Below are 26154 nucleotides of genomic sequence, written 5' to 3' on the forward strand. Positions count from 1 at the left end.
AATCGGGAAGAGCAAACATCAACCTACGATAATCAAATAACAAATTCTGGAAGGGAGGTGGAATCGCAAGCATTTTGCCGTGATTTTCAGCAAGAGAGACAATATGGCAAAGAGTCGAACACATTCTCCCCGGGAATTTCTTTCGTCCAATGTACACGAGGAGGGAACATCGATGGCGTCAGAAAGCTCTGCGAAGATCAAGTGTGAAGGAATCAACCAAATAGCAATTGTAGTCAAGGATCTGGAGACTGTGGCGAAGCACTACTGGAACATCTTGGGTGTCGGACCTTGGTATATTTACGACTGGGAGGCACCGTTAGTCTACGATCGCAAGTATCACGGCAAAACTGTCTGGGCCAGGGAAAAGATAGCTTTGGCACAGGTCGGAGGTGTGCAACTTGAACTGGTCCAACCGGTTGAAGGCCCTTCTATCTATCAGGACTGGTTGGACGAACACGGAGAAGGATTGCACCATTTGAATTTCCTGGTTAACGATGTGGACGAGGCCGCGGGAGTATTGGCAGAACAAGGCTTCATAAGCATACAAAGCGGGCGTTTCGAACCCAAGGACCAGAAAGGAGCTTACAATTACATTGATATCAAGCCCCTGAGGGCGATCTGGGAACCTGTTCACATCGGGGAAGTAATTGGCGGGACGCCCACCATGTTTCCTGCAGCTTCAGAAGAAGGAGCACGCGGCGTGAGCCAGGAAAGCCCCGCGAGGATCACGTGCAGGGGAATTAACCAAGTCGCAATTGTAGTCAAAGATGTGACGAGCGTGGCGAAACACTATTGGAACATCTTGGGTATCGGGCCCTGGTACATTTACGACTGGGAGGCACCGTTAGTCTACGATCGCAAGTATCGCGGCAAAACTGTCTGGGCCAGGGAAAAGATAGCTTTGGCACAGGTCGGAGGTGTGCAACTTGAGCTGGTCCAACCGGTTGAAGGCCCTTCTATCTATCAGGACTGGTTGGACGAACACGGAGAGGGGTTACAACACTTGAATTTCCTGGTTAACGATGTGGACGAGGCCGCGGGAATATTGGCAGAACAAGGCTTCATGAGCATACAGAGCGGGCGTTTCGAACCCAAGGACCAGAAAGGAGCTTACAATTACATTGATATCAAGGCCTTGAGGGCGATCTGGGAACCCGTTCACATCGGGGAAGTAATTGGCGGGACGCCCTCCGTGTTTCCCTAACCTTCCTTCGCAATCACAATGATTGTGAATCTCAGGCTCGAAGGAGGCCCAAGATGGATCTAGGGTTAAAGGGCAAAGTGGCGTTGGTAACAGGAGCCAGCCAGGGCATCGGCAAAGCCTGCGCCCTGGCTTTGGCCGAGGAAGGTTGCAACTTGGCCGTCTGCGCCCGAAGAAGGGGGCCGCTGGAGCAGGCGGCTGAGGAGATGAAGGCCAAGGGAGTGGAAGTCCTTTGTGTAGCAGCAGATGTCACCCAACCGGAGGATCTCAAGAGTTTCGTCTCACAAGCCGTCCAGAAGTTTGGTCGTATTGACATCCTTGTCAATAATGCCGGCACGGGGCGGCTGAGCGACCCCATGGAATTAACTGAAGAGGAGTTCCGATACAACATGGATCTCATGCTGTTCGCACCCATCCAGTGTTCCAGGGCAGTGATTCCTCTCATGAAAACGCAGGGCGAAGGTCGCATCATCAACATTTCCTCCATATTTGGGAAGCAACCTGGAGGTCTGCTGGACTACGATGCCATCAAGGCAGCCGTGATCATGTTCACAAAAGACCTGAGCAACTACTTGGCAAAGGACAACATCCTCGTGAATGCTGTATGCCCGGGTCCTATCTGCACGCCGCTTTGGGAAGGCCCAGGGGCTTTGGGAGATCAACTGGGCCAAGTGCTAGGCACGTCAGGCCAGGAGGCAATCAAATGGTACGCCGGGCAAAACATCCCGCTTGGACACCACGGTGATGCCGAAGACATAGCCAACATGGTGGCATTCCTGGCATCTGATAGGGCTAAGTTCGTGACCGGCCAAGCGATAAATGTGGATGGTGGGATGGTGAAGTGCACGGTTTAACGAAGACATTGCTCAAAGGTGATTCAGGCTCGGGATTCTTGCTGTAAGGTTGCACTGAAAGGTTCTCCCAAGAATCGGTGTAACGGCAGATGAATCGCGCGAAAAGACGAATGCCCGTTTTTCCCCCAAGGATCCATTCAGTTATACGTGGGGAAAATCCCCCTACTCCCCTTTATAAAAGGGGGTAAAGAAGCAACCCGAAATTCCCCCCTTAGTAAAGGGGGGGTAGGGGTATAGGCGTTAAAATAAGAGCATCCTGCTAGGCCCCAGGCCTGACCGAAGACGCGTTCACGAATTCACAGGCATAAACCATCAAATAAAACAGATAATTGTCATTGCGAGGAGCGCAGCGACGTGGCAATCGCCTGGGACTCAGGCGCGTAATTTCATGCGATTGCTCCGCTTCGTTCACAGGCATCCTACGCACTCAGATAAAATACCTCTCGAGACTGAAGCCTTGCTCTCCGTAGTGTTATTTGAGGGTCACCAGTCATAAAGGACTTCCCAGTGATCCTGGAAGGATAAGTCGACTTGACTATAGCGATAGATCAACGTCTTGCCTGTACCGGGAGCATTACTTGCATCCTCCTTCCAGTATCGTAGCTCGATAGCCGGAAGGAGCCGCTTTCCATTCTTCGAACCAATCCTTTCTGGCGAAACTTCTATCCATTTCTCTTTTTCTTCTATTATCTTCCATACTGCGCCATCGATCTTGTTTCTTACTCTCTCTCCAACTCTCGGAAGCTTCAGGTCTCCTCTCAGCTCTTTGAATCGATACACCGGACGCTCTTCGTAATCGAGCATTCTGTCTCCGAGAATTTTGATGCCTATTGCTCCTAAAGGAGCAGTAATGAGGATCGAAAGGACTGCCACAGCGAGGATAACATCTCCCGATGCGACGCCCGCAGCCAGAGGAACGGCACCTATAGCAGCCTGGACGGTGGCTTTCGGAATGTAAGCGACAACACAGAAGAGCTTCTCTTTCCAAGTGAGAGGAGTGCCGAGAAGAGAAACGTAGGTTCCAACGCTGCGGAATACCAGCCCTACGAGGATTACCAGAGTCCCGGTTAAACCGGCCTGCCATGCCACATGGATGTTTACCTGAGCGCCCACAAGCACGAAGAGAAGAAGTTCCGCTAGCACCCACACTGTTTTGAGTTTATGCGAAATGATGTGGGCTATGGGTTCCGCTTTCTCAAGGATAATGAATCCTATGGCCATCACTCCGAGAAGCGATGCAATCGGCACAGTCTTTTGAAAAGCATGTTCCAACCAGGTCAGCAGGATAGCCACCGCAACTACGAGAAGAGTACGCTTAGGGGGTTTCCAGTCGTACCGTTGAAACACTCGAACAAGTGCGTAGCCCGGAATTATGCCTACAAGAATTCCGAGCCCGATGGACAGAGGAATCTCGGCCAGTTTTGCAGCAACATTGATCTCACCGCCTCCGTACATTCCCAGAAAAATAGTAAACAGTACTATTACGAAAACATCGTCAACTGAGGAAGCCCCAAGGAGCAGCGTGGGAATCCCTTTTTTTGTTCCTCGTCCGCGATCCATGAAATCAATCATGAGCGGAACAACGACTGCCGGAGAAACCGCGGCAAGTATGGAGCCGAGTATGGCTGCTTCAAGATAGGAGATGTGAAGGAGTGAAGGACCTACCAGTACGACTCCGACGATTTCGAAAACTGCAGGAACAGCGCTCATGGTGAGAGCCGCCCGCCCAACCCGGTTCAAGGTGTCTTTGTGAAGCTCAAAACCCGCTCGAAGCAAGATGACGATAAGAGCGATCATCCTGAAATCAGCCGAAACCTGCATCATCTGAGGACTCATGATGTCGAGGATCTGGGGTCCTACGATGAGTCCCACTATGAGCATGCCAACCAGTCCGGGAAGACTCATGCGACGAAACAGATAATCCCCCATCAGGCCGAGCACAATAATAAGAGCCAAACTGAAAGCCATGGAGAAGCCCCCAAATTCGAATGTAAAAAGTTCGTTTCCTGGCGCACAGTTTTTTCAGGACACAAAAAAACCATCCGGTGAATACCAGGATGGGGCATGATTCTTCGTCTGTGAAGACTCCTACCCCTGAACAGTAGGAGTCATCAGCCGAATCCGGCTCGGCGGTTAATTAGGCAGACTCCATTGCCTCGTGCGAGAAAATCTAACGAAAACTTTCCGAATATGCAAGCCTGGACGTTCCGGAAAAATGGGCCTTCCGGAACTCCATTTATTCCTTGCTTCACAAAGTTCGGGAAGGAACTTCTTGTGAGAAGCTCCTCCCCATAGCTGCAGTTATCGGGCGGCATCCGGACAAAAGACTTTGGTGCCGTTAATATCCTTTTTCTTCATCTCGGTGCTTCTTTCAATACGCCTCCAGGCCCGATCCTGCTTTTCCTGTTCGTCCTCCATTTGTCTCCATTTCTGATTGATAGTGGCTCGTTGATTTCCACGTGATTGCGCCTGATCGACAGAAAACATCAAACCCAGGACAATGGCGATTCCGAAAACGATACACTTCTTCATAGCATCCTCCTCGAACGCTGATGATTCAGGGACAGAGTCTACGGATATCTCCAGAGAAGGGCTGAGGCTTGCTCCGCCCCTCCCGGTTTATTTCCTTTTTTCAGTATTTGATCTGCAAAATCTGCTTGAGAGGGCCTAGTGGCCTACGATCATTATCGTGCAGGCATTCTTCAAGAAGAGAATTGCTCCCCAGAAGAATGTCTTCTCACAAGGATTTCGCTTAAGAACGAGGAGGCATCAAATGAGCAGAACGGTCGCATGTAAGCACTGAAGAACATTGCTCGCAAAGATGTTTGCGGGATGAACGAATCGTTCGTTCACATCATTTTGAAAAGAGTGCGGAGATTCGAGCAGAGTTGCTGCACTCGGGGATTTCCAGGGAAGATGGGTGGAAGCTTGCCTGGTCAATGCAGAAGGATGAAAGCTGGGCTGGTGTTCTCCTCCTACGCAACAACAGTTCCACGGAGAGTACACACTGTCGTCTGCCAGAAGAAAGAAGTGCTTAAAGGCATGCACTGCCACCTGAGCTTTCGAAACGACATGACAATGGGAATCCTCATCCGAAGGAAGACCTGACTCATTATGGCAGCAGCCGGTTTCCACCATGCTTCCACAAAGGTTGATAGCGTATACGATAAGAATGAGCCAGATTGCTACTCGTTTTCCCATTGTCAATCCAAAGAGTTGTCAGAATTCGAGCGCTGTCGGGCACCCTTTGATAGTCATTTCGTACCTCATAGCAGTCGGGTTTGTCAAGATTTCTCGAGATGAGTCGCCTGTAAGTGGGATTCAGTCAGAGAAAAAGCGGAGTCGAAGACTACTCCACAGGATCAACGTGATCCATGATTTTTGCGGTTCGAGATTTGAGACAGCCTCCTAGTGTCCACTCAAATAACGGCAGGCATCCCGTGTGTTCGCGGGGCCCCTACCTGCTATTTCTTCAAGATCGATCCCAGAATCCCCCGCACTATCTGCCTGCCGATGGAACTTCCGATACTTCTTGCAGCACTTTTCGCCATAGCCTCCAGCACGCTGTCTCTCTTGCCCGACCCGGTCAAAATATCAGGCAATCCCCAACCTTGCTGTCTCTGCGGTTCATAGCCGGTCCGAGTCTGTGTCCGAGTCTCTGTCTCGGGTTCCTCTCTCTGCATAGTTCGGATACTCCGGGACTTGAGCTGTTCGTACGCAGATTCGCGATCGATAGCATCTTCGTATTTACCAAACAATGGGCTGGAGTTGATTTCTTGTCTCCGTTCCTGGGGGGTGATGGGACCGATCCTGGAAGAGGGCGGGGCAATGAGTGCCCGTTGAACAATACTCGGAGCTCCTGAGGGTTCGAGGGTTGAAACGAGCGCTTCACCTACTTTCAGTTCAGTGATGACGACAGCAGTATCGATTTTCGGGTTCTGTCTGAACGTCTGGGCCGCGGTTCGAACTGCCTTTTCGTCCCGGGGCGTGAAAGCTCGCAAAGCATGTTGCACACGATTGCCAAGTTGTCCGAGAATCGTATCGGGAATGTCGAGAGGATTCTGAGAAATAAAGTAAATGCCCACGCCTTTGGACCTGACAAGCCGAACCACTTTCTCAATGCGGTCGAGCAGAGCTTTCGGCGCTTCGTCGAACAGAAGATGCGCCTCATCGAAGAAGAAGACGAGCAATGGTTTTTCCAGATCCCCAACTTCGGGCAATTCCTCGAATAACTCCGACATGAGCCACAACATGAACGTGGCATAGAGACGAGGATTGTCCATCAGTTTATCTGCTGCGAGCACATTTACCACACCGTACCCTTTGGAATCCGTTCGCATGAGATCTGCAAGTACCAGTGCCGGTTCTCCAAAAAGCTTTTCGCCTCCCTGTTGCTCTAGAGAGAGAATGCCGCGTAAGATGGCTGCAACAGAAGTCTTGCTGACGTTTCCGTACGTCTCCATGAGCTCCTTGGCATTTTCGGAAACGAAATTCAGCAGAGACCGCAAATCTTTGAGATCCAATAAGAGCAAGCCATTATCATCGGCAACTTTGAAGGCTATGTTGAGAACACCTTCCTGGATCTCATTTAGTTCCAGAAGCTGTGCAGCCAGGAGAGGCCCCATATCCGAGATAGTGGTACGAATCGGGTGCCCCTGTTCACCGAAAATGTCCCAGAACACTGTCGGAAATGCTTCAGGGCCATAATTCTGCATCCCCAGTTTTTTGGCTCGCTCGACAAGTTTGGGTTTCGATCCCCCCGGTTTGCTGATGCCCGAAAGGTCGCCTTTCACATCAGCCATAAAGACCGGGACACCGTGCCTGGAAAAACCTTCGGCGAGAACCTGAAGAGTAACGGTTTTCCCCGTGCCTGTCGCTCCCGCGATGAGACCGTGCCGGTTCGCAAGACCGAGATTCAAAACGATCGGTACAGCACCTTTGCCCACAAATACGCCTGGTTCAGTCCCCATGATCGAGCCTCCCGGAGTTTGCTCGAGAGAATAAAATGCAACTACTGAGAACTATGCTTTGCCCGGGAAACGGAGTCAACCTTGTCATGAGAAGAACTCATTCATATGGCCAAAAATGTTATTGAAAGTATCCGGAAATCGGCAATCAACGAGAATCTTTGCCCAATCGGTATAGTGAGATTGGTGAGCGGGCACGTGTCAGAAATCGATCAAATGGGCTGCAGAACTTCTTCTGCTTGACAGTGACCAGTTCATTGTCCATTATCGATCAAAACGGTAGTCGAATGATGACGCCAAAATGGAGACTCGGAGAGAGAAATATCATTCGACCTCGCTGATCCCGAAAATGCCGATTGTCCGGTCAGCCGAAATGTCAGGATTGTCTACGCCACTGCCATTTATTTCCATAATGTAAGGAACTTTTCTCCGATGCTCCAAAGACTATATGTTCATAATTTCAGATGCCTGGAAAATTTTGAGCTGCCCACAAAAGAGTTGTCATCTGCTCTTTTGATTGGAAAAAACGGTACAGGCAAGTCAACTATTGGCATTGTATTGGAGACACTTCAGGGAATTGCGAGGGGCAGGAATAGGGTAGGGGAACTCGTCGAAGAAAGAGATTTTGCCGGAGGAAGGTCTGATGTTCCGATCCGGTTTGAGTTAGAAGTTATACTTGGCGGGAAATTGTTCACGTATATGCTGGTGTTGGAATTGCCGGAGAGATTCAGAGAGCTTCGTGTTGCTGAAGAGCAATTACTGGTGTCTGGAGATCCCGTTTATTCGCGCAGAGAAGCTCAAGTCATTCTTCACGAGACATCCCAAAATATTCGGGCTCAATTTCTCATGGATTGGCATCTCGTTGCCCTTCCTGTAATTCAGGAACAATCAGAGCAAGATCCGCTACATCATTTTCGGACTTGGCTTGCTCGCACTGTGATTTTGGCTCCGATCCCTGTCTTTATGACAGGCGATGCTAGTGGCGATACTCTGTTGCCGAAGCGAGATGGTTCGAATTTTGGGGAATGGTTTTCCGGGCTGCTCGGCCACTACCCTGCGGCCTACACAAAAGTTGAACAATTCCTCAAGGATGTTATGCCTGATATCAGGGATTTTGAATATGAACGTGTGGGCAAAGATTTCAAGACCATGATCGTTTGGTTTGAGAGGAAAAAGAAACTCGACGTAAAATTTGAGCGCTTATCTGACGGTGAGAAATGCTTTTTTCTTTGCGCTGCCGCCTTGGCTGCAAACGAATTGTATGGTCCGCTCTTTTGCTTCTGGGATGAACCTGACAACTATCTGTCATTATCGGAAATTGGATTTGTTGTTGCGGCTCTCCGGCGTTCATTCGGAAAAAGTGGCCAAATTTTAATCACATCTCATAACCCCGAAGCAATTCGCGGGTTTTCTGATGATAACACTTTTGTACTCGATCGTAAGAGCCATTTGGAGCCGACTGTTATCAGGCCGCTCAGCGACATACCCGTCAAAGGGGATCTTGTGAATGCCATAATTCGCGGTGACGTATTCGATGAGCATAAATAAGTACGGGCCTCACATTCTTGTAGTGCCCGAAGACGATGCTAACCGTCAGATTGCAAACGGATTCATTCTCCACCCCGACATTAACGGCCGTGCTATTCAAGTCCTGCCTCCTGCTGGTGGCTGGATGAGAGTTGTGGAAGATTTCACTGCGGATCATGCCAGTGGGTTACGGCAGTATGACCAGAGGAGGCTCGTAATGCTCATTGATTTCGATGACGAGCGCGAACGACGATTCGAGTGCATAAAGAGGCAAGTTCCTCAAGAGCTGGATAATAGGGTGTTTATTCTGGGAGTGTTATCAAATCCCGAGAATTTGAGGAAAAGCATCAATGTAAAATATGAGGGCATCGGAAGGGCTTTGTCGGAAGATTGCGCTAAGGACAGGCATGAAATGTGGGGCCATGCTCTTCTCGCCCACAACGAAGGTGAATTAGAGCGAATGATATTGGACGTTAAGCCATTTTTATTTGTTCCATAGTGTTCTGCATCGATCTTTTAATACCAATGCGCTTTCATACGAGTAATATCTGAGCCGATCAGTTGCTGGCTCCAGCGGATCTCCTCCGCTACGGACGGCGCAGCCTGACTTCGCTTCGGAGACCCAGCGGAGCCGGCTTCAGCATTGTCACTTCTTTGATAGCGCATCGGTACAAATTATACCGATTCTCGAAAGTAATCACGGATTGTGAAGAGCAGTTCCCAGCAATTGGTAGCGCCGGCCTCCGTGCCGGCGAACAATTCACCAAACAAAGCAATAAGTTATCGCCGGCAGGGACGCCGGCGCTACTGATTCTTCCCATTGCAGGCATTGGATTCCGTCAAGACTTTCGATAACAGCTATAAGCTGATAGCTTTTTTCGGAGAACAGAAACGTTACTGAGCTCGTCCGCCTTCAATCACGATTACTCTGTCTGCGCACTCCACTGCAGATTGTCGATGGGAGATAAAAACCACAGTCATGGTGCCTCGCAGATCCTGAAGTGCTTGCATGATCCGTTGCTCGTTCTCAACGTCCAGATTGCTCGTTGCTTCGTCCAGCAGCAGCAACGTGGGTTTTCGCAACAATGCCCGGGCTAGGGCGATCCTTTGGCGCTGTCCTCCTGAAAGCCGTACTCCCCTGTCTCCTACGACCGTGTTGAGCCCCTCGGGCAGGTTTTTCACAAATTCATGTGCAGCAGCCAGCCTCAATGCATGCCAGATGTCATCTTCAGAACATTCAGGAGCAGCCCAGCGCATGTTGTCCTGCAAGGTCTCATGAAAGAGCAGGCTCTCCTGGGGAACGTAGCCCACTGATTTGCGCCATGAATGTATTACGTCTCCCGAAAGCGGTTTGCCATCGATGAGGATCTGACCGGAATCCGGTGTCAGTAGGCCGATCAGCAAGTCCGCGAACGTGCTTTTGCCACCGCCTGAAGGCCCGAGAATGACGGTGGTCTCTCTGGCAGCCAAGACCAGATCTATTTCATTGAGAACATAACGCGGATCTTCTTTGATATAGCTGAAAGACACACGCCGAAATTCTACGCCTGTCTTTAATTCAAGAGGATCTATCTTGGCTGGAGCCAAAGCTTCCTCAGCATCGTGAAACCGATTCCTCATTTCCACTACAGCTTTGTACGCAGGCAGCATATTCAACGTGCCCTGCCATGTCCGCTGCATCCACGAAAACAGCGGCACAAGACTGCCAAAGAGAAAAACCATAACCAGTAATTTTGCCGCAGGAACGTGAAGGATCTGAACTCCTACGAAGAAGAATAGTGCCACGGCAACTACCCCTCCGATTTCATAGTACATGCTCGTGGATGAGAGAATTGCAGAAAATCGATTGGCTTGCTGCTCAAGGGCTCCGCTCAATCTGCAGAAACTCCGAATATGCCGTTCTTCAGCTCCGAAGCTCTTGGCGATTTTCATCCCGGACAGGTGATCCATCAAAACCCCGAATAGAGCGGCCATGGTTTGGCGCCATTCCTCACCTAGGGCATAAGATCTGCGGTTCAGAGGCCTCAAAACGATCAGCAGAATGCCGGAACTGATTATTGCTACGCATGTGAGCGGAACAGACAACATCATTGCTATGCCGATGTGCACTATCACCACGAAAATCGTGCTGATCAGGGCAAAGAGCCCGTACGTACCGTTATCGATGGTGGTCAGATTGGCGGTCATGACGTGGTTAATTTCAGATCCTCTGATCTGCATGAACCTGAGCCATTGAACCCGCGCCATCGCGCTGAACAGGTCATCGCGAAGTTTGCGCGTGAATGCGTGTGACAGCTTCGAGTTAAGTATCGTGGACCAGCGTTGCGCTGCTGCATAGAGCGTCACTATTCCAATATAGACGAGAAGCACGGCAGGCAAATTCAGAGGAAGCCCGGTGAAATTCCAGACGGTTCCGATAGCTGCGACGATCCCTGTGGGTGCGGAATCCCCGATTCCGATCAATTGCAGAAACGGAATGAGCATCAGCAATCCAACTCCCTGTGTCAGGCCTCCCGCAACCAACACGAGGATAGCAAAATATGCCCGTATTCCCGCGTGATCGAATAATTCCCATACGTATTCTCGAAACAGCTCGTTTCTTGAATAATCTTTCATGAAAGGGTCCTCTCTCCTGAGCGCAGTATTCTACGGATTCTCATACTTTGCCTGGTTTCACAAGACCGACCGACAAAACTGTTATGATTATTATTTGGCATTATCGCCCATTGAATCAACTGGCTCACTGGGATATAGTCTCGTATGGGAGAAATGCATGCAGAGAATGATATGGAAATTGATGAGGTTTTTGTACGCCCTTGGGACACCTCATCTTGAACAACCTGCGAATCGACATGACGGTACGAATAATGCGTTATACAGATTGATGGTATGGACGGCGAATCAACTAAAAGTATTAATCCCCTTACACATAAGGACAGAAATATTTAACCGGATCTTGGCGATCACATCTAAAACAACCGGAAAAACCGAGAATGGTATTCCATCGCATGTTGACAATTTCAAACAATCCTGGGGCGTGAACATTATCGGCTGTTTCAAAGGTGAGCTAGGGATTGGAGAATCGGCTCGTTCAAGTCTGCGAGCATTCTCGACCATCCCGGTTGCAGTGAATGCCGTAGACTATCGCTTGGGGTTCAAATCCAGGATGAATGAAGAGGTTTTTCATGAACTGAAAAATTCCATCAAACCCTACGACATTAATCTTTTCCACGTTAATGGAGATCTCACACTGGCAGCATATAATGAGATGGGCAGCGATCTATGCAATGGTGCTTATAACATCGGATATTGGGTATGGGAAACAACGGAAATGCCTAGTCAGTGGCTGTATGCCACACAAGTGCTGGACGAGATTTGGACAGCGTCAAATTTTTGTCGTGAAGTCATAGGAAAGAAAGTTGCTTTGCCTGTTGTACGCATTCCTCATAACGTTTCCCCCGTTGCGGCTGCGCAAGTCGGTCGGGAGGAATTTGGAATTCCCAAGGATGGATTCGTATTTCTCAATATGGCCGATTTCTTCAGTACTCCCGAACGAAAGAATCCAATAGGCTGCGTGTCGGCTTTTTTCAAGGCTTTTGGAAAACGACCCAAGGACATTTATCTTGTGTTGAAGATAAGCAATTCGAAGAATCGGCCGGAAATACTGGAAACCATCAAGAAACTTGCTAAGGACAACGAGAGCCTCATCTTGCTGGACGATTATTTGGATCGAGGAAGAGTTAACGCCCTTATTTCATGTTGTGACTGTTATGTATCGCTGCACAGAGCAGAAGGATTCGGACTTCCTTTGGCTGAGGCAATGTATTTTGGAAAACCTGTCATTGCAACTGCTTGGTCAGGGAACATGGATTTTATGAATGAGGACAACTCCTTTCCTGTCAGGTATTCCCTGGTGCCAATTGAGCACGATGTCGATCACTATACTCGCGGTGCCAGTTGGGCGGAACCGGACCTCGATCACGCAGCCGAACTCATGAAGAAAGTAGTTTCTTGTCCGGAAATGGTTCGACAGATAAGTGAGAATGCCCGGGAAACCATTCACGGTCACTATTCTCCGGAATCTGTAGGTACAATGATTTTACATAGACTGAATGCAATTCGAGATGAACGAGAATGCAGAAACGGAAGCAAAAAACAACCTCATCAGGTGTAGGAACAAACAAAATGAGAACGCATACAAGAATGACTTCTTATGCCATTTCGCAATTATGCATATAAGATGGCGCAGGCTGAGGTGTTCTGAGCGGAGTGATTAGACGGCTTTGCGTCGTCCGGAGCGAAGGATACCTCCAGCCTGCCAGGTTACAAAAAGAAAAGCGAATCGGTATTACCTGTGATCGGTGTACGATGATTCACTCAATTTCTTCCATATATTGTCACGGTGCCGAAATAGATCGAATGCCAAAGATCTTACCCTGCCGGCAGCGAGCAAGGACGTAATTCCCGAAGCAGATAGTACGAATAGTGCTGAAGCTGCCAGAACCACCCAGTTTTCCTGTTTGGGCATTAAGAAGAACAGAAGAATAGCAGTAAGAATTGCGGGTAACGCCGGTCGAGCCAAATCTTGTATATAGTAAACGATTTTCTCGGCAGGTAAAATCTTGCGATGCATTGCAGGAATTCCGAAGAGCAGGTATGACCCGTTTATCAACAACCATATTGTGGCAGCGCCCACAATGCCAAAATGCGTTGCGAACAGCCAAAGTAACGGGAGCAGAACCACAATCGCAGCAGAGTTGATCATCAAGTTGAGAGATGTCCAGCCGTATGCCAACTGTAACGCATATGGAATCTGGTACAGGGCGCTACACATGTTTCCTACGACAAGAAGACTCATTGCCAAAGCCGAGGAATCGGCGATAGCACGATTGCCTGAAGCAAGTCCCAGAATGCTCTGGGAGTACAAAATGAGCGTGATCGATACGGGAACTACAATGACTGCCATAATTTGGCAACAGGAGTGATAAAATGCAATTAGCCGGGATCGATCGTCAGAATACGTGATGCGGGCCAATTGAGGAAAAAACGAGGTGTAAAGTGGTGCCGAGCATTTCAAAACGATTCCGGAAATAGCCCAGATCAACATATAATTTCCGAACAAATCGAGAGGCAAAATTTTGCTCAAAACGATTTTGTCCATTTGCGTGAGGATAAGAGCTGTAACTCCAATTCCTCCCAGGCCTGCTGAAAATTGTCTCAGTCGTAGAAGCTTCCTCCAACTCGGACGTGACTCGAGTTCTTCGGTTCTCGGAAGCGATTTGTACAGAGCATAGCGGGCCAACGCAGTCTCGCAACAACTTGCCGCTATCTGCCACAGGAAGAAAGCCTCGATTGTGCCGGAGACTTTCCAAAGTACAATGAACGATCCTCCAGTTTTTAATGTGGTATTCCCCACCAACAGCACGTTATAAAGAACCTGCCTCTGAAGCCCGACCAACGAGCTGGAATACAAAAGGAAAGGACATCTGACTGTGATGAGCGCTCCCATGAGCACCAGAGCGAAAGAGACGGACTCCGGGGAGATTTTTTGCACCTTCAACCAGTTGTCGGCTATAAACGATGATGCGAGTATTATGATAAGCCCAAAGAACAAACCTACGATTATTACCGGATACTCAAGGCTCCGCACAAAACCTCTCGATGTCTCGCTCGAATCCTCCGACACGGAAATCCGTGATAGTTCTCTATTCATGGTTCCTGCCAGACTCATGTCCAAGGGCAGTAATAAGGATTCAAAAACAAGATACAATCCCACAATTCCGTACGCTTCTGCACCGAGGAACCAGTAATACAAGGGAATTGCAAAGAAAGCGATGCCTCCGGCAAACAAGGTGCCTAAATAATTCGCCGTTGCATTCGTGCCTACTCTAAACATAGTCTTATCGTCATATCCTGAGAATCATCTCAAACAACCGAGCGGAAGCTTGCCGGCACTTCATACCGATGTGCTTTCATAGAGGGAATATTGAGAAACCTGTTACTTGCCGGTCCCGGCAAATCTCCTTCGCTACAAACGCCACGCCTTAGCGTGGCTGACTTCGCTTCGGAGGCATGTGGGACCGGATTTGCTCCCGCCGGTGGCGGGATTACTTCTTTGAACGCACATCGATATCACTTGTTGGATACGCCTTGAAGAATTGAGCGAATTTTCCCCCAACGTATCTGTATACCGCGGTTGATGAAGGCCATGAATTTTGAAGGTGAACGTAATAACCTGATACAGTATGCCAGAAAAGAGCCGAGTATTCTGTATTTTATCGATAAGTACATGATCTTGGGAAGGGCTATCGGATTGACCAGGAGATCGTGCGTTTCCATATTGGCTATCAGCCAGGCCCGAATCAATTCCCGTTTGGGGAATTCGCGAGAATCGCATATAGGACTGTCGAATTGCGCTCGATCGTTCACCAGAGTTGTAAAATTGCGCTGGTCTTCCACAGTTCCATTTTCTTCATACCATTTGTACACGGCAGTACCCGGCCAGGGAACAACCATGTTCCAATAGCAATAATCAGGTTCGAGCGATCGAGCGAATCTGACAGAATGATAATGTCTCTCAGGCGTGTCGCCGGGGAGACCTATAATGAAGCACAGGCCGAGAAGGAGATTATGCTTTTTGACTAATCCTGCTGCCGCGCGGATTTTCTCGAGCGATTCCCCCTTATGCACTTTCTTGAACACTTCCGGATGTCCGCTTTCCGCACCGAGGCATATATTTTCTCCACCTGCGGCAACATAAAGCTCCAAAAGCTCCTCATCGACAATATCCGCTCTCATATTGTCAATGTAGAGCCGAACTCCTTGACATGATTGCGCCATGAGTCGCAGAAATTGCTTGAGCCTGAGTGAGTCGTACCCGGGACAGTCGTCGGTAATAACAATGTTACTGATAGCCGGGAACTCCGATCGTGCCGCGATGATTTCCTCGAGACATTCTTCGATCCTACGCGAACGTATCTGTCTGCCCGCAACGCGGTGAACACTACAAAAGCTGCATTGATAATTGCATCCTCTGCTCAGTTGAATCTGGAAAACAGTCATATGTTGATTTCCATAAACGACGCTCAGATCGGCACGAGGTATTCTATCGGGATTTGTAGGTTTGGCATCGATGTACGTAGGATTGCTCGTTAATGTGTTTGGCTGCAAAATATCCAGAATTACATTTTCCGCTTCACCGCGAACGACATAGTCGACGTTGGGAAACTCTCGAAAATCCTCAGGGAAAACGGCAAAATGCGGTCCTCCAAGGAGCACTGTTCCGTTCCAAATCGTCTCCAGTTCCCGCAAGAGAACAACGGTCTCTCTGTGAAGAAACGAAAACACTGAAATGCCTATCACGTCGGGACGAAAGTCCTGAACGTGCCACTGAGCATCTTTGATAATCGCGGCATCTGTAACATGCTGGAGGAAGCTCAAGTCCAGCACTCTTGTTTCATGCCCGGCATCGGAAAGAATGCTTCCCAACAGACAGAACCCGAGATGAACACGGTCGGTTTCGGTTCTTCTCTTTTTTGTAGGGTTAATAAACAGGACGCGTTTGTTTGTCTTCGACATTTCTATACTCGCCCAAAACATCCGAGGAGATTAGTTTTGTTTCAAAAATGCTTCTTCATTGAATTGCCGGCTCAGAATTAGGCGGCAAGAGCGTGAGCGACTTAGGAACTCGAAGCCCTCTACTCAAGAAAAGATTGGTGTACTGACCTTCCGTTTCATAAACCTTCTTCATAAACCTTGTATAATCTGACATGGTCACCAGGTCGTGTCGAGGATTCTTCAGATCGAGAAATATCTCAGGTTTGAGATCCGAAAGTGATTGCAGTAAATCGATTGGTCGCTCACCCTGAAGCTCCAGAGCAGGCGGATTAAATTCCAGCAGCATCTGAAAACCGGCCGATTCTGCTAGAGTTCTTGCCATACCTCGCAAAGCTGCCGGCTCAGATCCTTCCACATCCATCTTCATGATGAATTTGTCGGTCCTGGAGATGTGTCGTTCCTCCAAAATACTATCCAGGGTTAATCCCTTCACCTCCAATCCGGAAGATCTACGAGATGGACTGGCAGAGATGTAACTACTTCCGGATGAAGGGGTGACTGCAAGGTACATCTTCTTATTGAGAGTGTCCGTAACCGCTGCATTCACGAGCATGACCTTATCCAGTTTGTTATAAGCAACAGACTTGGCCAGAAATTTAAAAATTCTTGGATTAGGTTCCACAGCGATGATTGTAGGTCCTGGCCTGTCAGAAGAACAGCACGATGCCTCAAGCGTATAAGCGCCGTAATTGGCTCCCAAGTCTATGACAGTGCTCTCGGGATTCAGTCGGATACACTCTTTGAAAAGCTCCATCTCACGCGGTTCCAGGAGCCAGGAGCCTGTCCTGAAATGCTCGAAAAAAATTCCGCGCCCCCCCATATCGGTAACGTCGAGGAATGCAGTATAGGTCTCCGTATCTATTCTGCCTCTGCATAAAACCATGAGAACCGGTACGAGATGGGGTCCAATCCATGTTCGCGCACTTTCCGGAATCAGGGTACGGTAGAAGTTCACAATCGAAAAAAGTAATCCATGCGGATGTGTCGTAATAGGCATAAAAATCCTTACTCAAAGCACGAGCCTGACAATTCGTTCCGTCAAACGATCTCTTCGATCATAACGAGGGCAAATCGTTGTCTCTGCATTCTGACCGATCGCAAATGCATTCGGCCGCAAAACGTATGGCCGGCAGTTCCAAGAACTCCCTCGCTCACGAGAGGCATTCTGTGCGAGAGAACATCTTTGACAAGCGATGCCGCCCGTTCTTTGGCCTTGGGATCGGGAAATAAATCGGGAAAATGCTTCCCGATCTGATGGGAAGGATCGATTCTCCTGCATGCCTGATTGGCAAAGATAATCTCACTTTCGGCATTCACAAGAAACGTCGGGATGGGGAACGCTTCGAGTAATTTGACCGTAGTTTTCAAGCGGAACTCGGTCAGATCGAAACTCCCGGACTCGGAAACGCCTTCTGAAAACATTCCAGTCAGATCGATAGTGCCTTCGGTCAAGCCACCGGTTCTGGAGCAGTCATCAGAGCGTTCTTTCGCCGCACCTTTGCATAATTTCATAGCCTCATCCTGCTTCATGGCTCCTCCAGGTAACTTTTCGGCAGCTCACTCGGGTAGGATCCCTCTCCATAATCGATGAGCGAATGTGGCCGAAGAATAGTGTTTCCGACTTCTTACCGGGAACAGACCGGTACTTCCGGATCGTTTCCGATCGACCGGATTCGTCGAATCATTTTAGCACAATAGCGTACAGATTCCCGTCATTGCTCCCTACATACAAAACATTGTTCCAGACCCGCGGCGAGGAGAACACCTGGCCACCTGTTTCAAACGACCACGCCACCGAGCCCGTTTTTGCATCCAAAGCATAAATCCGGTGATCCGTACACCCCGTATAGAGTCTGCCATCCAGAACCACGGGAGAAGAAAACAGATTGCGTAATCGCTGAAAGCTCCACTGGATCGCTCCGGTCTGCGCATCCAGGGCATGGAGAGAACCATCCAAACTGCAGGCAAACACAGTCCCATCCGCCACGGCCGGGCGGGATGCCACCGCTCTCTTTAACGAAGATCGCCATTTTTCAGTCCCAGAAATCGGGTCCAGTGCATAGAGATTACCATCATCCGCTCCAAAGTAGATCAAACCGTCGAAAAATGTGGGAGAGGAATTTACCGGCCCGCTTGCTTTGAATTCCCATACAATACCACCGCTGCGAATATCTGCCGAGTAGAGAATTCCCCTGTGGCTTCCGCACATAAGCATGGAACCGATGATGGTGGGTGCCGATTCCGTCCAACTGAAGAACGGGCTGTCCACTCGAAGTCTCCATGCCGGCCGGCCATTGTTAATGTCCAGAGCATAGATCATCCCATCGGAACTCAGAAAGATTACTCGGTCTTCGCCAATTGCAGGGGAACACCAGATCTCACGTCCGGCTTTAAACTTCCATTTCAGCGTTCCCGTTTCCACATCGATTGCGTAGAGATGGTGATCCCAGCTCCCGATATAAGCTGTCCGGCCGCTTATCAATGCTGAAGACCTGATCACATTACCGGTCCTGAATTTCCAGTTGAGCTGACCCGTTTCACGAGCCACCGAATAGAGGTTCCAATCCCAACTCCCGAACACTATGGCTTTGTCCGAGACTGCAGGCGATGAGAAGATCCACCCTCCGCATTTGAAAGTCCACATCGAAAAAGGGACCGACACCGGAGCAATTGTTTGAACATCGTTCAGTTCAATCCTGGCAGATTCCGAATCGATTCGATCCTGAGTCAACTGTGCGGGATCGAGAAGCCCCGCTCGTTGCAGTCTATCGTATACCGACAACAGGCCTTTGGCGGAAAGACCGTACTTCTTCATAAGTTCGATGTCCGGAAGTCCCTTTTGAATATCGGCCAGGATTTCACGGGCATTTAGCCGTTTGGTGGTGTCGGGCACGGAAAGATCCTTTACTGATCCACTTCTATCGCGCACATCTAATATATCATGCCTTTTCCTGTGCATCAAAAGTGGATGGATCCTGAACCGCTACCGCGGAGCAGAATGTCGAAGTTGCCCGGAGTACGGACTAACCGAAACAGAAACCGGTGGAGGCCCGTAAGGGACAACAGCGGGAGCACACACAGGTCCCAGAATCACAGGCGCTACAATTGGCGGAGGTGGCGGGAACAAGGGAGATGGCTCGCAACAGGGAACGATAGGCACAATGGGAGGCGAACAGACCGGAACCGTCGGACAACCGAGAATCGGACCGCCAACGCATGGAAAATTTTCTGCCGGGCAGGGAAGAGCAACCGCTAGCCCCATGAGAAGAGCAATGACACAGATAAGCACGTTTTGTCCCTGGATTCGCATGAGAAAACCTTTTGCTAAAAGAACAAAGTTATGAAAATAAGCTAAGGTATTGTATCATTTAAGTGCGATATGGTCAAGATATATCAGAGTATATCTGATTCAATGAAGTAGTTTAGGGATAACCCCGCATCCCCATAAGAATCCAGAGATATGAGGTGAGAGAATCAGGGAAAAAGGTTTTTCAATCGATTCGCTTTCTTTTCATAATCTGAGAGGCTGGAGGTATCCTTCGCTCCGGACGACGCAGAGCCGTCTAATCACTCCGCTCAGGACACTCCAGCCTTCGTCATCTTATGTGCATAACTGCGAAGTGTATCAATTCTGCTGACCCGATGCTGTTGGAATTACCTGCATGACAGCGGAATCATGCAATTGCACGTGAGACAAGAAGAAAGGCCTTTTACCGCCCGCATTTCGGGGAATGTGATCGACTTGCTCCACGCGTATGTCCATAGCGTCCCACTGCATGTGTTCGCGTACCCGTTTTTCGAGTGTTTTCAGAGTGTGAGTCCCGAGTTTGTTCCATGGCACGACCTTAATATGTAGACTATTTAGACTCTCTTGAACAATCTGGCTTTCTTTGACTTCATCCAGGTGGTGAAAGACAAAATTCAAACCGAGGGATGACACTACAGTGTTTCCGGGTGTTACGATGAGATCCGATTCCCTGCCAATGATCCCTGAAAGAGTAGGGTGTTGTCTTCCACAGGTGCAGGTTCCAAAACTTCCGGTCACAAGATCGCCCGTGCGATAGCGAAGGAACGGCATAACGAAATTGTGGAGATTCGTACCCACGATTTCAAAATATCCGCCGTGTCTGGGGACCAATTCTACGTATCCGGCTTCCATCTGAATGTGATATCCCCGGGCTTCCGCACATTGCATCGCGACTGCCACGGATTCCTCTTGACCGTACCAGTCGATGACAGGAGCTCCAATAGCGACTTCTATGGTTTCACGCATGTGCGGGTAAAGGTTTTCCGAAGAGGTAATGATATATCGCGGTGAGTGGATTTTTCTCCTATTTGTTTTCAGCCATCGTGCCAATACGTACAAACAGGAAGGCCAGGCGCTGATGAAATCAGGCTTGAAGGAATTCAGCGCATCCGCTGTCTGGGCCAATTCGCGTTCATCACCTCTGTCAAGTGTGAGCCTCAATTCTCGCCCGACCCGATCGTATTCAAGCAATTTGTTAGGATTGGAGAATCGAAACACGCGAAAACGAGCTACGGAGTCGCTTTTTCTGTAACCTAACCAGAACATATGGCGTAAAGCCAGAGCGCGATCCATGGAAAGAGTTGCATCATCCACATAGAAATCGAAAGGTGAACCGGTGCTCCCGCTGGTATGCGCAGGATCTCTCCTCCACGATCCCATATTCCTGGCTATGAGGTTGTTTCTTTCTCTAGTGATGATTCTCTTGGTCAAATAAGGAAGTTTTTTCAGGTCCTCGGAGGACTGAAAATCCTGGGGCTTCAGCCCGCGTTCGTCGAAAAGTCTCCTGTAATACGGTACGTTGGCAAAACAATGATGTATGAGAGGTTCGAGCTTTTTTTCCTGATAAGCAGTCAATTCTCTGTGATTCCAATGTTCGCTCTGTTCGAGCAAATGCAAAGCATCCCGAAATCCTTTACCATAACGCAGTTTCGGGGGTATCAACCGATATATGAACTCAGCCCCCGCTACAAAGGGAGTAGGCGCTTTTCTTACATATGATTTGAGCCATTCGAGCATTGAAGATATTCTCCTGCCGGAATAATTGACCTGAAACTCGCCTACAAATTCTCTGATTTCTCGATTACCAGATCTCTATACGAAAGCCCTCGTCCGCAATCTCTTTTGCATTAATTCCTGTTGCGTACTACAAACCTTTTTATACAGAAAAAGACACTTTAGATGAAAATGTAATTCTTTTTGCATATAAATCCTGCACAAGCAAATTACGGAGCTTCTTCTGTATCGAAATCTCGAGAAGCGTAACATTTTGATCTGAATTACGAGGTAGAGAGGTAAAGGTAGGCAAGGGGGGCTTTTGGGTGAAAAAAGCAAGGCGCCGGAACATGCTGGAATATTCCGACGCCGTACACCCACACTCCATTCGGGACAACTTCAGTTAATATCCCAACTCCAACTGAAGTCCCAGGGCGATGAAGGACTTTGAATAACTGGAATCCGCAACTGAACTGGTTCCCGCCTGCCCCAGGAAATCGTCGGATTGCAGGACAAGTGCGTTGACCTGACCGTTACCTTCGATTTCATACCAACTACCGGTAAGCCAAAAGCCGGCCCGCAAACTCGGTGTTAGACCGATGGTGGCTTCCACAGATCCTTCCACAAATCGGCCGTTGTTCCCATCGAGTTCGTACTCTGTGCGCGTCACTTCGATGACCGGCGGGGCTACGTTATTTCTGCAGTTGATATCGAATGCATTGCGCCACTTGTTCCAGGCGAGGGGACTTCCTATAATTCTCCATCGGTATTCCGGGTCCCAAATACTGGGGCACGGCTTCTTACAGTTTCTTCCTCTCAAACCGACATAGGGAATCCAGGTTTTTCCCATGGGATCACCGGCCAACTGACCGGTACCACCCGGTCATATACGTGCACAACTGATCCCTAAGCCTGGTGCCAGGCCGGCTGCAATTCCCACATCAGAAGCTTGAGCAAAGTTCCTCGGGTCTGCCATGGCGTAATCTATGTGCTCGGCCCGGAAGCCAAAATCAACTCCGAGACACGGCGTTACCATGATGGCCAGGCCACCTTCCATCATCCACCAGTGGACGTTCTTGGCAGTCCAAACCCAGGGAGACACCAGGTTTTGAGCATTATCAGGGGCCGGCAAGAGTGCCCGGCCGGTTGCATTCATGGTAATCGTGCCATCCTTCGGAACATTCGCACCAATCTGGTAATAGAGAATAAGACTGCGAACCGGCTCCAATTCGAACCCCAGAAAGCCGACCCAGAACCGCTCGTCCGTCATGCCCAGTGACATCTGCTCGAAATTGAACTGGGGATTTGCAGGATCGACATTCCTGAAGGGAAAATCCGCCTTCTCGGTTAACCACATCGGGCCTATCTTCCCAAATGCTCTCAATCCACATCCAGGGTCATTCAGGAGAACCGGACCCGGCTGGCAATTCGGAACCTGACCATGACCCGGAGGGGTGCACTTGGAAGGCTGCGCCACACCCGGCATGGGCATGGGAGGAATTTGATAGGCTAGGCCGATACATGGTAACAGGGCGATAAACAAGGTGCAGAACAACAACCTCAATTTCAGCATAACCAGCCTCCTGATTCGGACAAAAGCCCGCACATAGATAATTTTTACCGTCTGCTCATGACGACATTCGGGTGAGTTCTTATATCATAAAATATATAGAAAAGTCCAGTTAATAAGCTGATTATCTAATTATTCAATTTAATAAAAAGTAAAAATATATTGATATAAAAGATTATTAATTTGGATGTCAGGCGCTATTCGCTGCAAATGCCGGATTTGTTCGTGAAACGGGGTGCCAAAATTCATATTCTGTGTCATCTACACAATGGTTTGAGGTTTTTGTTTGACCCATAGTGTAATGAACGATAAGCTCGGTGAATGTTTGGACTATCCTTGATGGCAATGCCGCCAATACCGGGCAGACCGATTATTCGGCAGGAGCCGGCCTGGAGTGGGCATTGAGATACTCGATTGAATCCCAATGGTGACGCATGAATGCACGCTGGATTCTGAAGAGAGCAGCGAAATGGATTCTTGAATTTGGTATGACCCTGTCCGGAGCCGGGATGCTCTACAGGGCGAGCGCTGCATACCGGAACGGATTTAGAATCTTGACATATCATGGGGTGGAGGACGATCCGACCGATTCTTACAGTATTAAGTCAGATCATTTTCGCTATCACATGGCTTATCTATCCGACCACTATCGCGTTATCGATATGTCGGAATATGTTGAGTGCCTGAACACCGGTCACGATTCCGGGCCGAACACGATTGCCGTAACCTTCGACGATGGGTACAGAGAATCCTGCACTACAGTGGCCGAGATTCTTCAACGACATAACATTCCTGCCACATTCTTTCTTGTCACGGACATCCTGGACAACGGTCCTCCGAATCCCGGACGGGAGTTCCTTTCCTGGTCTGAAGCCAGAGCCATGGTTTCAGCCGGTTTCTCATTCGGCTCGCATACCGTGAGTCACCGCAGTCTGGCGACTTTGACTTCCGACCAGGTGGTTGAAGAATTGGTGACGTCGGGCAAGAGAATCGAGGAAGAACTGGGAGTCAGGCCAATCGGGATCTCCTATCCGTATGGGACTGTTCGAGATATTCCCTCTGATATCGCGGCTCAGGCTTCACGAGCCGGGTATTCCTATGGAGTAACCGCATTGCATGGACTGAATCGGATCGGGCTGAATCCGTTCTTGCTGCGCCGAACGAGTATTACGGCTGGCGATGGACCTCGCACATTCAGGATGATTCTCAAAGGAAATCTCGATCCGTGGTGTGTGGTGGACAAATGGGGATATCGTTTGCAGAGGCAGTATGACAGCCGGTTCAGCCCGGAAAAATACGAAGGCTCTCGTTGACTCGGTTCGGAGAAGAACTTCTAAAAAGCTCCTCTCCCATCCTCCTTACTGCATGGCGTTCGATTCAAATCCCCCCAGCCCCCTTTACGAAAGGGGGGATAAGAGGCAAGATCTTAATTCCTCCCTCATTAAAGGGAGGTTAGGGGGATTTGAATCCCCGACGTTACGTGAAAGTCCCATTTCCCTTTTGAATGGAAAGGGACGGCTCTACGATTTCTCTGATGATATTTTTCCAAGATTCGATCCGAGTCCGTTTGGGCGTTCACGGATATTTCAACTCGAAAAAAAAATTGACACACAATTCGGCTTCCAATGATATAATATCGCTGCTGATGCCATTCCCGATGTGGTACGGGAATTGCTATCGTTGCTGGTTTGAAGAATTGGATTTCCGAGAACGTCAATGAATACTCAACGGGCAGACGATATTTCGACCATTTTCACCCACTCTTCCGACGGGTTGGTTCTCTCGGACAGAGAGGGACGGATGTTGAGACTAAATCCTGCGTTTCGCCGCGTCAGTGGCCTCCCGAATAAACTGGCAATCGGTTACAGGGCAAATGAGCTCGTAGAAAGCGGTCTTCTGAGCGATTCTGCCATCGCCAGAGTTGCCGATACAGCCAAAGAAAGCACGGTCACCCTAATAACAGCAGCAAAGAAAGAAGTGCTGGCAACGGCTCGCCCCATTCTGGACGACGCGGGTGGCATGGTTGGAATAGTATGCAATCTCAGGAATCTTGGATTTTTCCACAGGAAAAATCGCTCGAAACCAGCGACCGACCCCCTGCAATCGGAAGAACACCAGGGTATCGTTGCCCAAAGTCCCAAGATGCTTCAAACTCTCGAACTGGCGACCGATCTGGCCAAACTCGACTGCAACATTCTTATTTTTGGTGAAACAGGCGTTGGCAAAGGCTTGTTGGCTCATTATGTGTATAGCAAGAGTACACGGGCTCAGACTGGCTCCTTCCTCAAAATCAACTGCTCTGCCATACCTGCATCTCTTTTCGAATCCGAACTCTTCGGATATGAGCGAGGCGCTTTCAGCGGGGCGCTTGAAACGGGTAAACCAGGACTTGTCGAGATGGCGGACAAAGGAGTCCTCTTTCTCGATGAAATCGGAGACATGCCGCCCGAACAGCAGGCAAAGCTACTCACTGTTATCGAGGACGGCAGTTACGTCCGAGTCGGTGGAACATCGCAGCGACAGGTCGATGTGAGGATAATTGCTGCGACTAACCGGGATCTGACCAAGTTAGTCTCTAAGGGTCATTTCAGAGAAGATCTGTATTATCGCATTGCCGTCGTGCCGATCCATATCCCGCCACTTAGAGATCGACAAGAAGATATTAAACGGCTTCTACTTCATTTTCAGGGAGTTTTTTCAGAGAAACACAGCCGCAAGCGGGTCTTGAGTCCACAGCTTTGTGACTGTCTTTGCCGTTATTCTTGGCCCGGCAATGTGAGAGAGTTGGCCAATCTTGTTGAGTGTCTCATTGTGACTGGAAAAGAAGAGGTGCTCAGCGAGCGCGATCTCTCTCGTTCCTTTCCCTTTGCCAGCCTTTGCTCGACTCCGGAGAAGCCTTTTCTTGCTTGCAGTGAATCGGAATCTCTCAAAGATCTTTTGGCAAATTACGAGCTTGAATTAGTAAAACGTGCCATAGAACAAAGTTCCTCGTACACCGAAGCTGCCCGCCTGCTCAAAACGAGTCTCTCAACCATCAACAGACATGCCAGACGTTTGAAGGGGGCTAACAAGAGCGTGGCCATATTCGCTTTTGCCCTACAGAGTGTCTGCTCCATTGTTTCCAGCGTGTAGTTTCCAATCGACACAATGCTGACCGGCAAACCGGTTACAATTCGTCTGGACAGCTCTTCTTTTTTGCACCAGCACCTTTTTCAGTATCCGCAAGAATTTTTCTCTCCAAAACGATTATAGTGTCTGCCCAAAAGTTTTGTCCGATTCAAATCTCCCCAGCCCCCCTTTAAGGGGGGTAAGAGGCAACATCTTAATTCCCCCCTTATTAAAAGGGGGCAGGGAGCATAGGCGCTAACTTTTCTGCAATTCTTTGTCCCGCAGGGACT

General features: G+C 49.2%; 20 protein-coding genes and 1 riboswitch. Of the genes, 7 read left to right on the top strand and 13 right to left on the bottom strand.

The window, feature by feature from the left end:
- The first annotated feature begins 172 nt into the window (after window positions 1–172).
- The gene (locus tag DESTI_RS28380; protein ID WP_014808639.1) at window positions 173–1204 is read left to right on the top strand and encodes a VOC family protein; all 1032 of its coding nucleotides are present in this window, start codon (window positions 173–175) and stop codon (window positions 1202–1204) included.
- A 53-nt stretch (window positions 1205–1257) separates the two neighbouring features.
- Window positions 1258–2055 (top strand): SDR family NAD(P)-dependent oxidoreductase, encoded by a 798-nt coding sequence (locus DESTI_RS03775; RefSeq protein ID WP_014808640.1) that lies wholly within the window; start codon window positions 1258–1260, stop codon window positions 2053–2055.
- A gap of 483 nt (window positions 2056–2538) precedes the next feature.
- On the opposite strand, the gene DESTI_RS03780 is transcribed toward DESTI_RS03775, so the two are convergent.
- From DESTI_RS03780 to DESTI_RS03795, 4 genes are all read right to left on the bottom strand, one after another.
- Window positions 2539–4023, bottom strand: a complete 1485-nt coding sequence (locus DESTI_RS03780; protein WP_014808641.1) for a cation:proton antiporter — start codon at window positions 4021–4023, stop codon at window positions 2539–2541.
- A 127-nt stretch (window positions 4024–4150) separates the two neighbouring features.
- Window positions 4151–4220: riboswitch (Fluoride riboswitch) on the bottom strand.
- 136 nt (window positions 4221–4356) lie between these two features.
- Complete coding sequence (locus DESTI_RS03785; RefSeq protein WP_014808642.1) at window positions 4357–4587, bottom strand: hypothetical protein; 231 nt, start codon at window positions 4585–4587, stop codon at window positions 4357–4359.
- 237 nt (window positions 4588–4824) lie between these two features.
- Window positions 4825–5256: a hypothetical protein gene (locus DESTI_RS03790; RefSeq protein WP_014808643.1), complete on the bottom strand. Its 432-nt coding sequence runs from the start codon at window positions 5254–5256 to the stop codon at window positions 4825–4827.
- 263 nt (window positions 5257–5519) lie between these two features.
- Window positions 5520–7025 (bottom strand): helicase HerA-like domain-containing protein, encoded by a 1506-nt coding sequence (locus tag DESTI_RS03795; RefSeq protein WP_014808644.1) that lies wholly within the window; start codon window positions 7023–7025, stop codon window positions 5520–5522.
- Window positions 7026–7454: 429 nt separating this feature from the next.
- On the opposite strand from DESTI_RS03795, the gene DESTI_RS03800 reads away from it, so the two are divergent.
- Window positions 7455–8570 carry an AAA family ATPase gene (locus DESTI_RS03800; RefSeq protein WP_014808645.1) on the top strand — a complete coding sequence of 372 codons (1116 nt, stop codon included), beginning with the start codon at window positions 7455–7457 and terminating at the stop codon, window positions 8568–8570.
- Window positions 8557–9048 carry a hypothetical protein gene (locus DESTI_RS03805; protein WP_014808646.1) on the top strand — a complete coding sequence of 164 codons (492 nt, stop codon included), beginning with the start codon at window positions 8557–8559 and terminating at the stop codon, window positions 9046–9048. The genes DESTI_RS03800 and DESTI_RS03805 overlap by 14 nt, the downstream gene beginning before the upstream one ends.
- 395 nt (window positions 9049–9443) lie before the next feature.
- Here DESTI_RS03805 and DESTI_RS03815 read toward each other — a convergent pair whose 3' ends face one another.
- Window positions 9444–11165: an ABC transporter ATP-binding protein gene (locus DESTI_RS03815; protein WP_014808647.1), complete on the bottom strand. Its 1722-nt coding sequence runs from the start codon at window positions 11163–11165 to the stop codon at window positions 9444–9446.
- Between the two features lie 157 nt (window positions 11166–11322).
- On the opposite strand from DESTI_RS03815, the gene DESTI_RS03820 reads away from it, so the two are divergent.
- On the top strand, window positions 11323–12723 hold the full coding sequence (locus DESTI_RS03820) for a glycosyltransferase family 4 protein (RefSeq protein ID WP_014808648.1): 1401 nt from the start codon (window positions 11323–11325) through the stop codon (window positions 12721–12723).
- A gap of 174 nt (window positions 12724–12897) precedes the next feature.
- Here the strand turns inward: DESTI_RS03820 and DESTI_RS03825 are convergent, their stop codons facing one another.
- The 8 genes from DESTI_RS03825 to DESTI_RS03860 all read right to left on the bottom strand — a co-directional run bounded on the left by DESTI_RS03825 (window position 12898) and on the right by DESTI_RS03860 (window position 22759).
- Window positions 12898–14445: a lipopolysaccharide biosynthesis protein gene (locus DESTI_RS03825; RefSeq protein WP_014808649.1), complete on the bottom strand. Its 1548-nt coding sequence runs from the start codon at window positions 14443–14445 to the stop codon at window positions 12898–12900.
- Between the two features lie 236 nt (window positions 14446–14681).
- Entirely contained in the window at window positions 14682–16127 is a 1446-nt protein-coding gene (locus DESTI_RS03830) for a B12-binding domain-containing radical SAM protein (protein ID WP_014808650.1), read from the bottom strand.
- Window positions 16128–16182: 55 nt separating this feature from the next.
- Complete coding sequence (locus DESTI_RS03835) at window positions 16183–17163, bottom strand: FkbM family methyltransferase (protein ID WP_014808651.1); 981 nt, start codon at window positions 17161–17163, stop codon at window positions 16183–16185.
- Window positions 17164–17204: 41 nt separating this feature from the next.
- Window positions 17205–17696 (bottom strand): PAS domain-containing protein, encoded by a 492-nt coding sequence (locus DESTI_RS03840; protein WP_014808652.1) that lies wholly within the window; start codon window positions 17694–17696, stop codon window positions 17205–17207.
- A 151-nt stretch (window positions 17697–17847) separates the two neighbouring features.
- Window positions 17848–19059 carry a beta-alanine-activating enzyme beta-propeller domain-containing protein gene (locus DESTI_RS03845; protein WP_157212091.1) on the bottom strand — a complete coding sequence of 404 codons (1212 nt, stop codon included), beginning with the start codon at window positions 19057–19059 and terminating at the stop codon, window positions 17848–17850.
- Between the two features lie 732 nt (window positions 19060–19791).
- Window positions 19792–21210, bottom strand: coding sequence for a phenylacetate--CoA ligase family protein (locus DESTI_RS03850; RefSeq protein ID WP_014808655.1), 1419 nt, complete (start codon window positions 21208–21210; stop codon window positions 19792–19794).
- A 379-nt stretch (window positions 21211–21589) separates the two neighbouring features.
- Entirely contained in the window at window positions 21590–22036 is a 447-nt protein-coding gene (locus DESTI_RS03855; RefSeq protein ID WP_041285942.1) for a hypothetical protein, read from the bottom strand.
- A gap of 33 nt (window positions 22037–22069) precedes the next feature.
- Window positions 22070–22759 carry a hypothetical protein gene (locus DESTI_RS03860; RefSeq protein WP_014808657.1) on the bottom strand — a complete coding sequence of 230 codons (690 nt, stop codon included), beginning with the start codon at window positions 22757–22759 and terminating at the stop codon, window positions 22070–22072.
- Between the two features lie 431 nt (window positions 22760–23190).
- Here DESTI_RS03860 and DESTI_RS03865 point away from each other — a divergent pair, with 431 nt between their 5' ends.
- Window positions 23191–24069, top strand: coding sequence for a polysaccharide deacetylase family protein (locus tag DESTI_RS03865; protein ID WP_041285943.1), 879 nt, complete (start codon window positions 23191–23193; stop codon window positions 24067–24069).
- A 403-nt stretch (window positions 24070–24472) separates the two neighbouring features.
- On the top strand, window positions 24473–25888 hold the full coding sequence (locus tag DESTI_RS03875) for a sigma-54 interaction domain-containing protein (protein ID WP_014808659.1): 1416 nt from the start codon (window positions 24473–24475) through the stop codon (window positions 25886–25888).
- The last annotated feature ends 266 nt before the right edge of the window (window positions 25889–26154 follow it).

It is taken from the genome of Desulfomonile tiedjei DSM 6799, assembly GCF_000266945.1.
Lineage (GTDB): Bacteria > Desulfobacterota > Desulfomonilia > Desulfomonilales > Desulfomonilaceae > Desulfomonile > Desulfomonile tiedjei.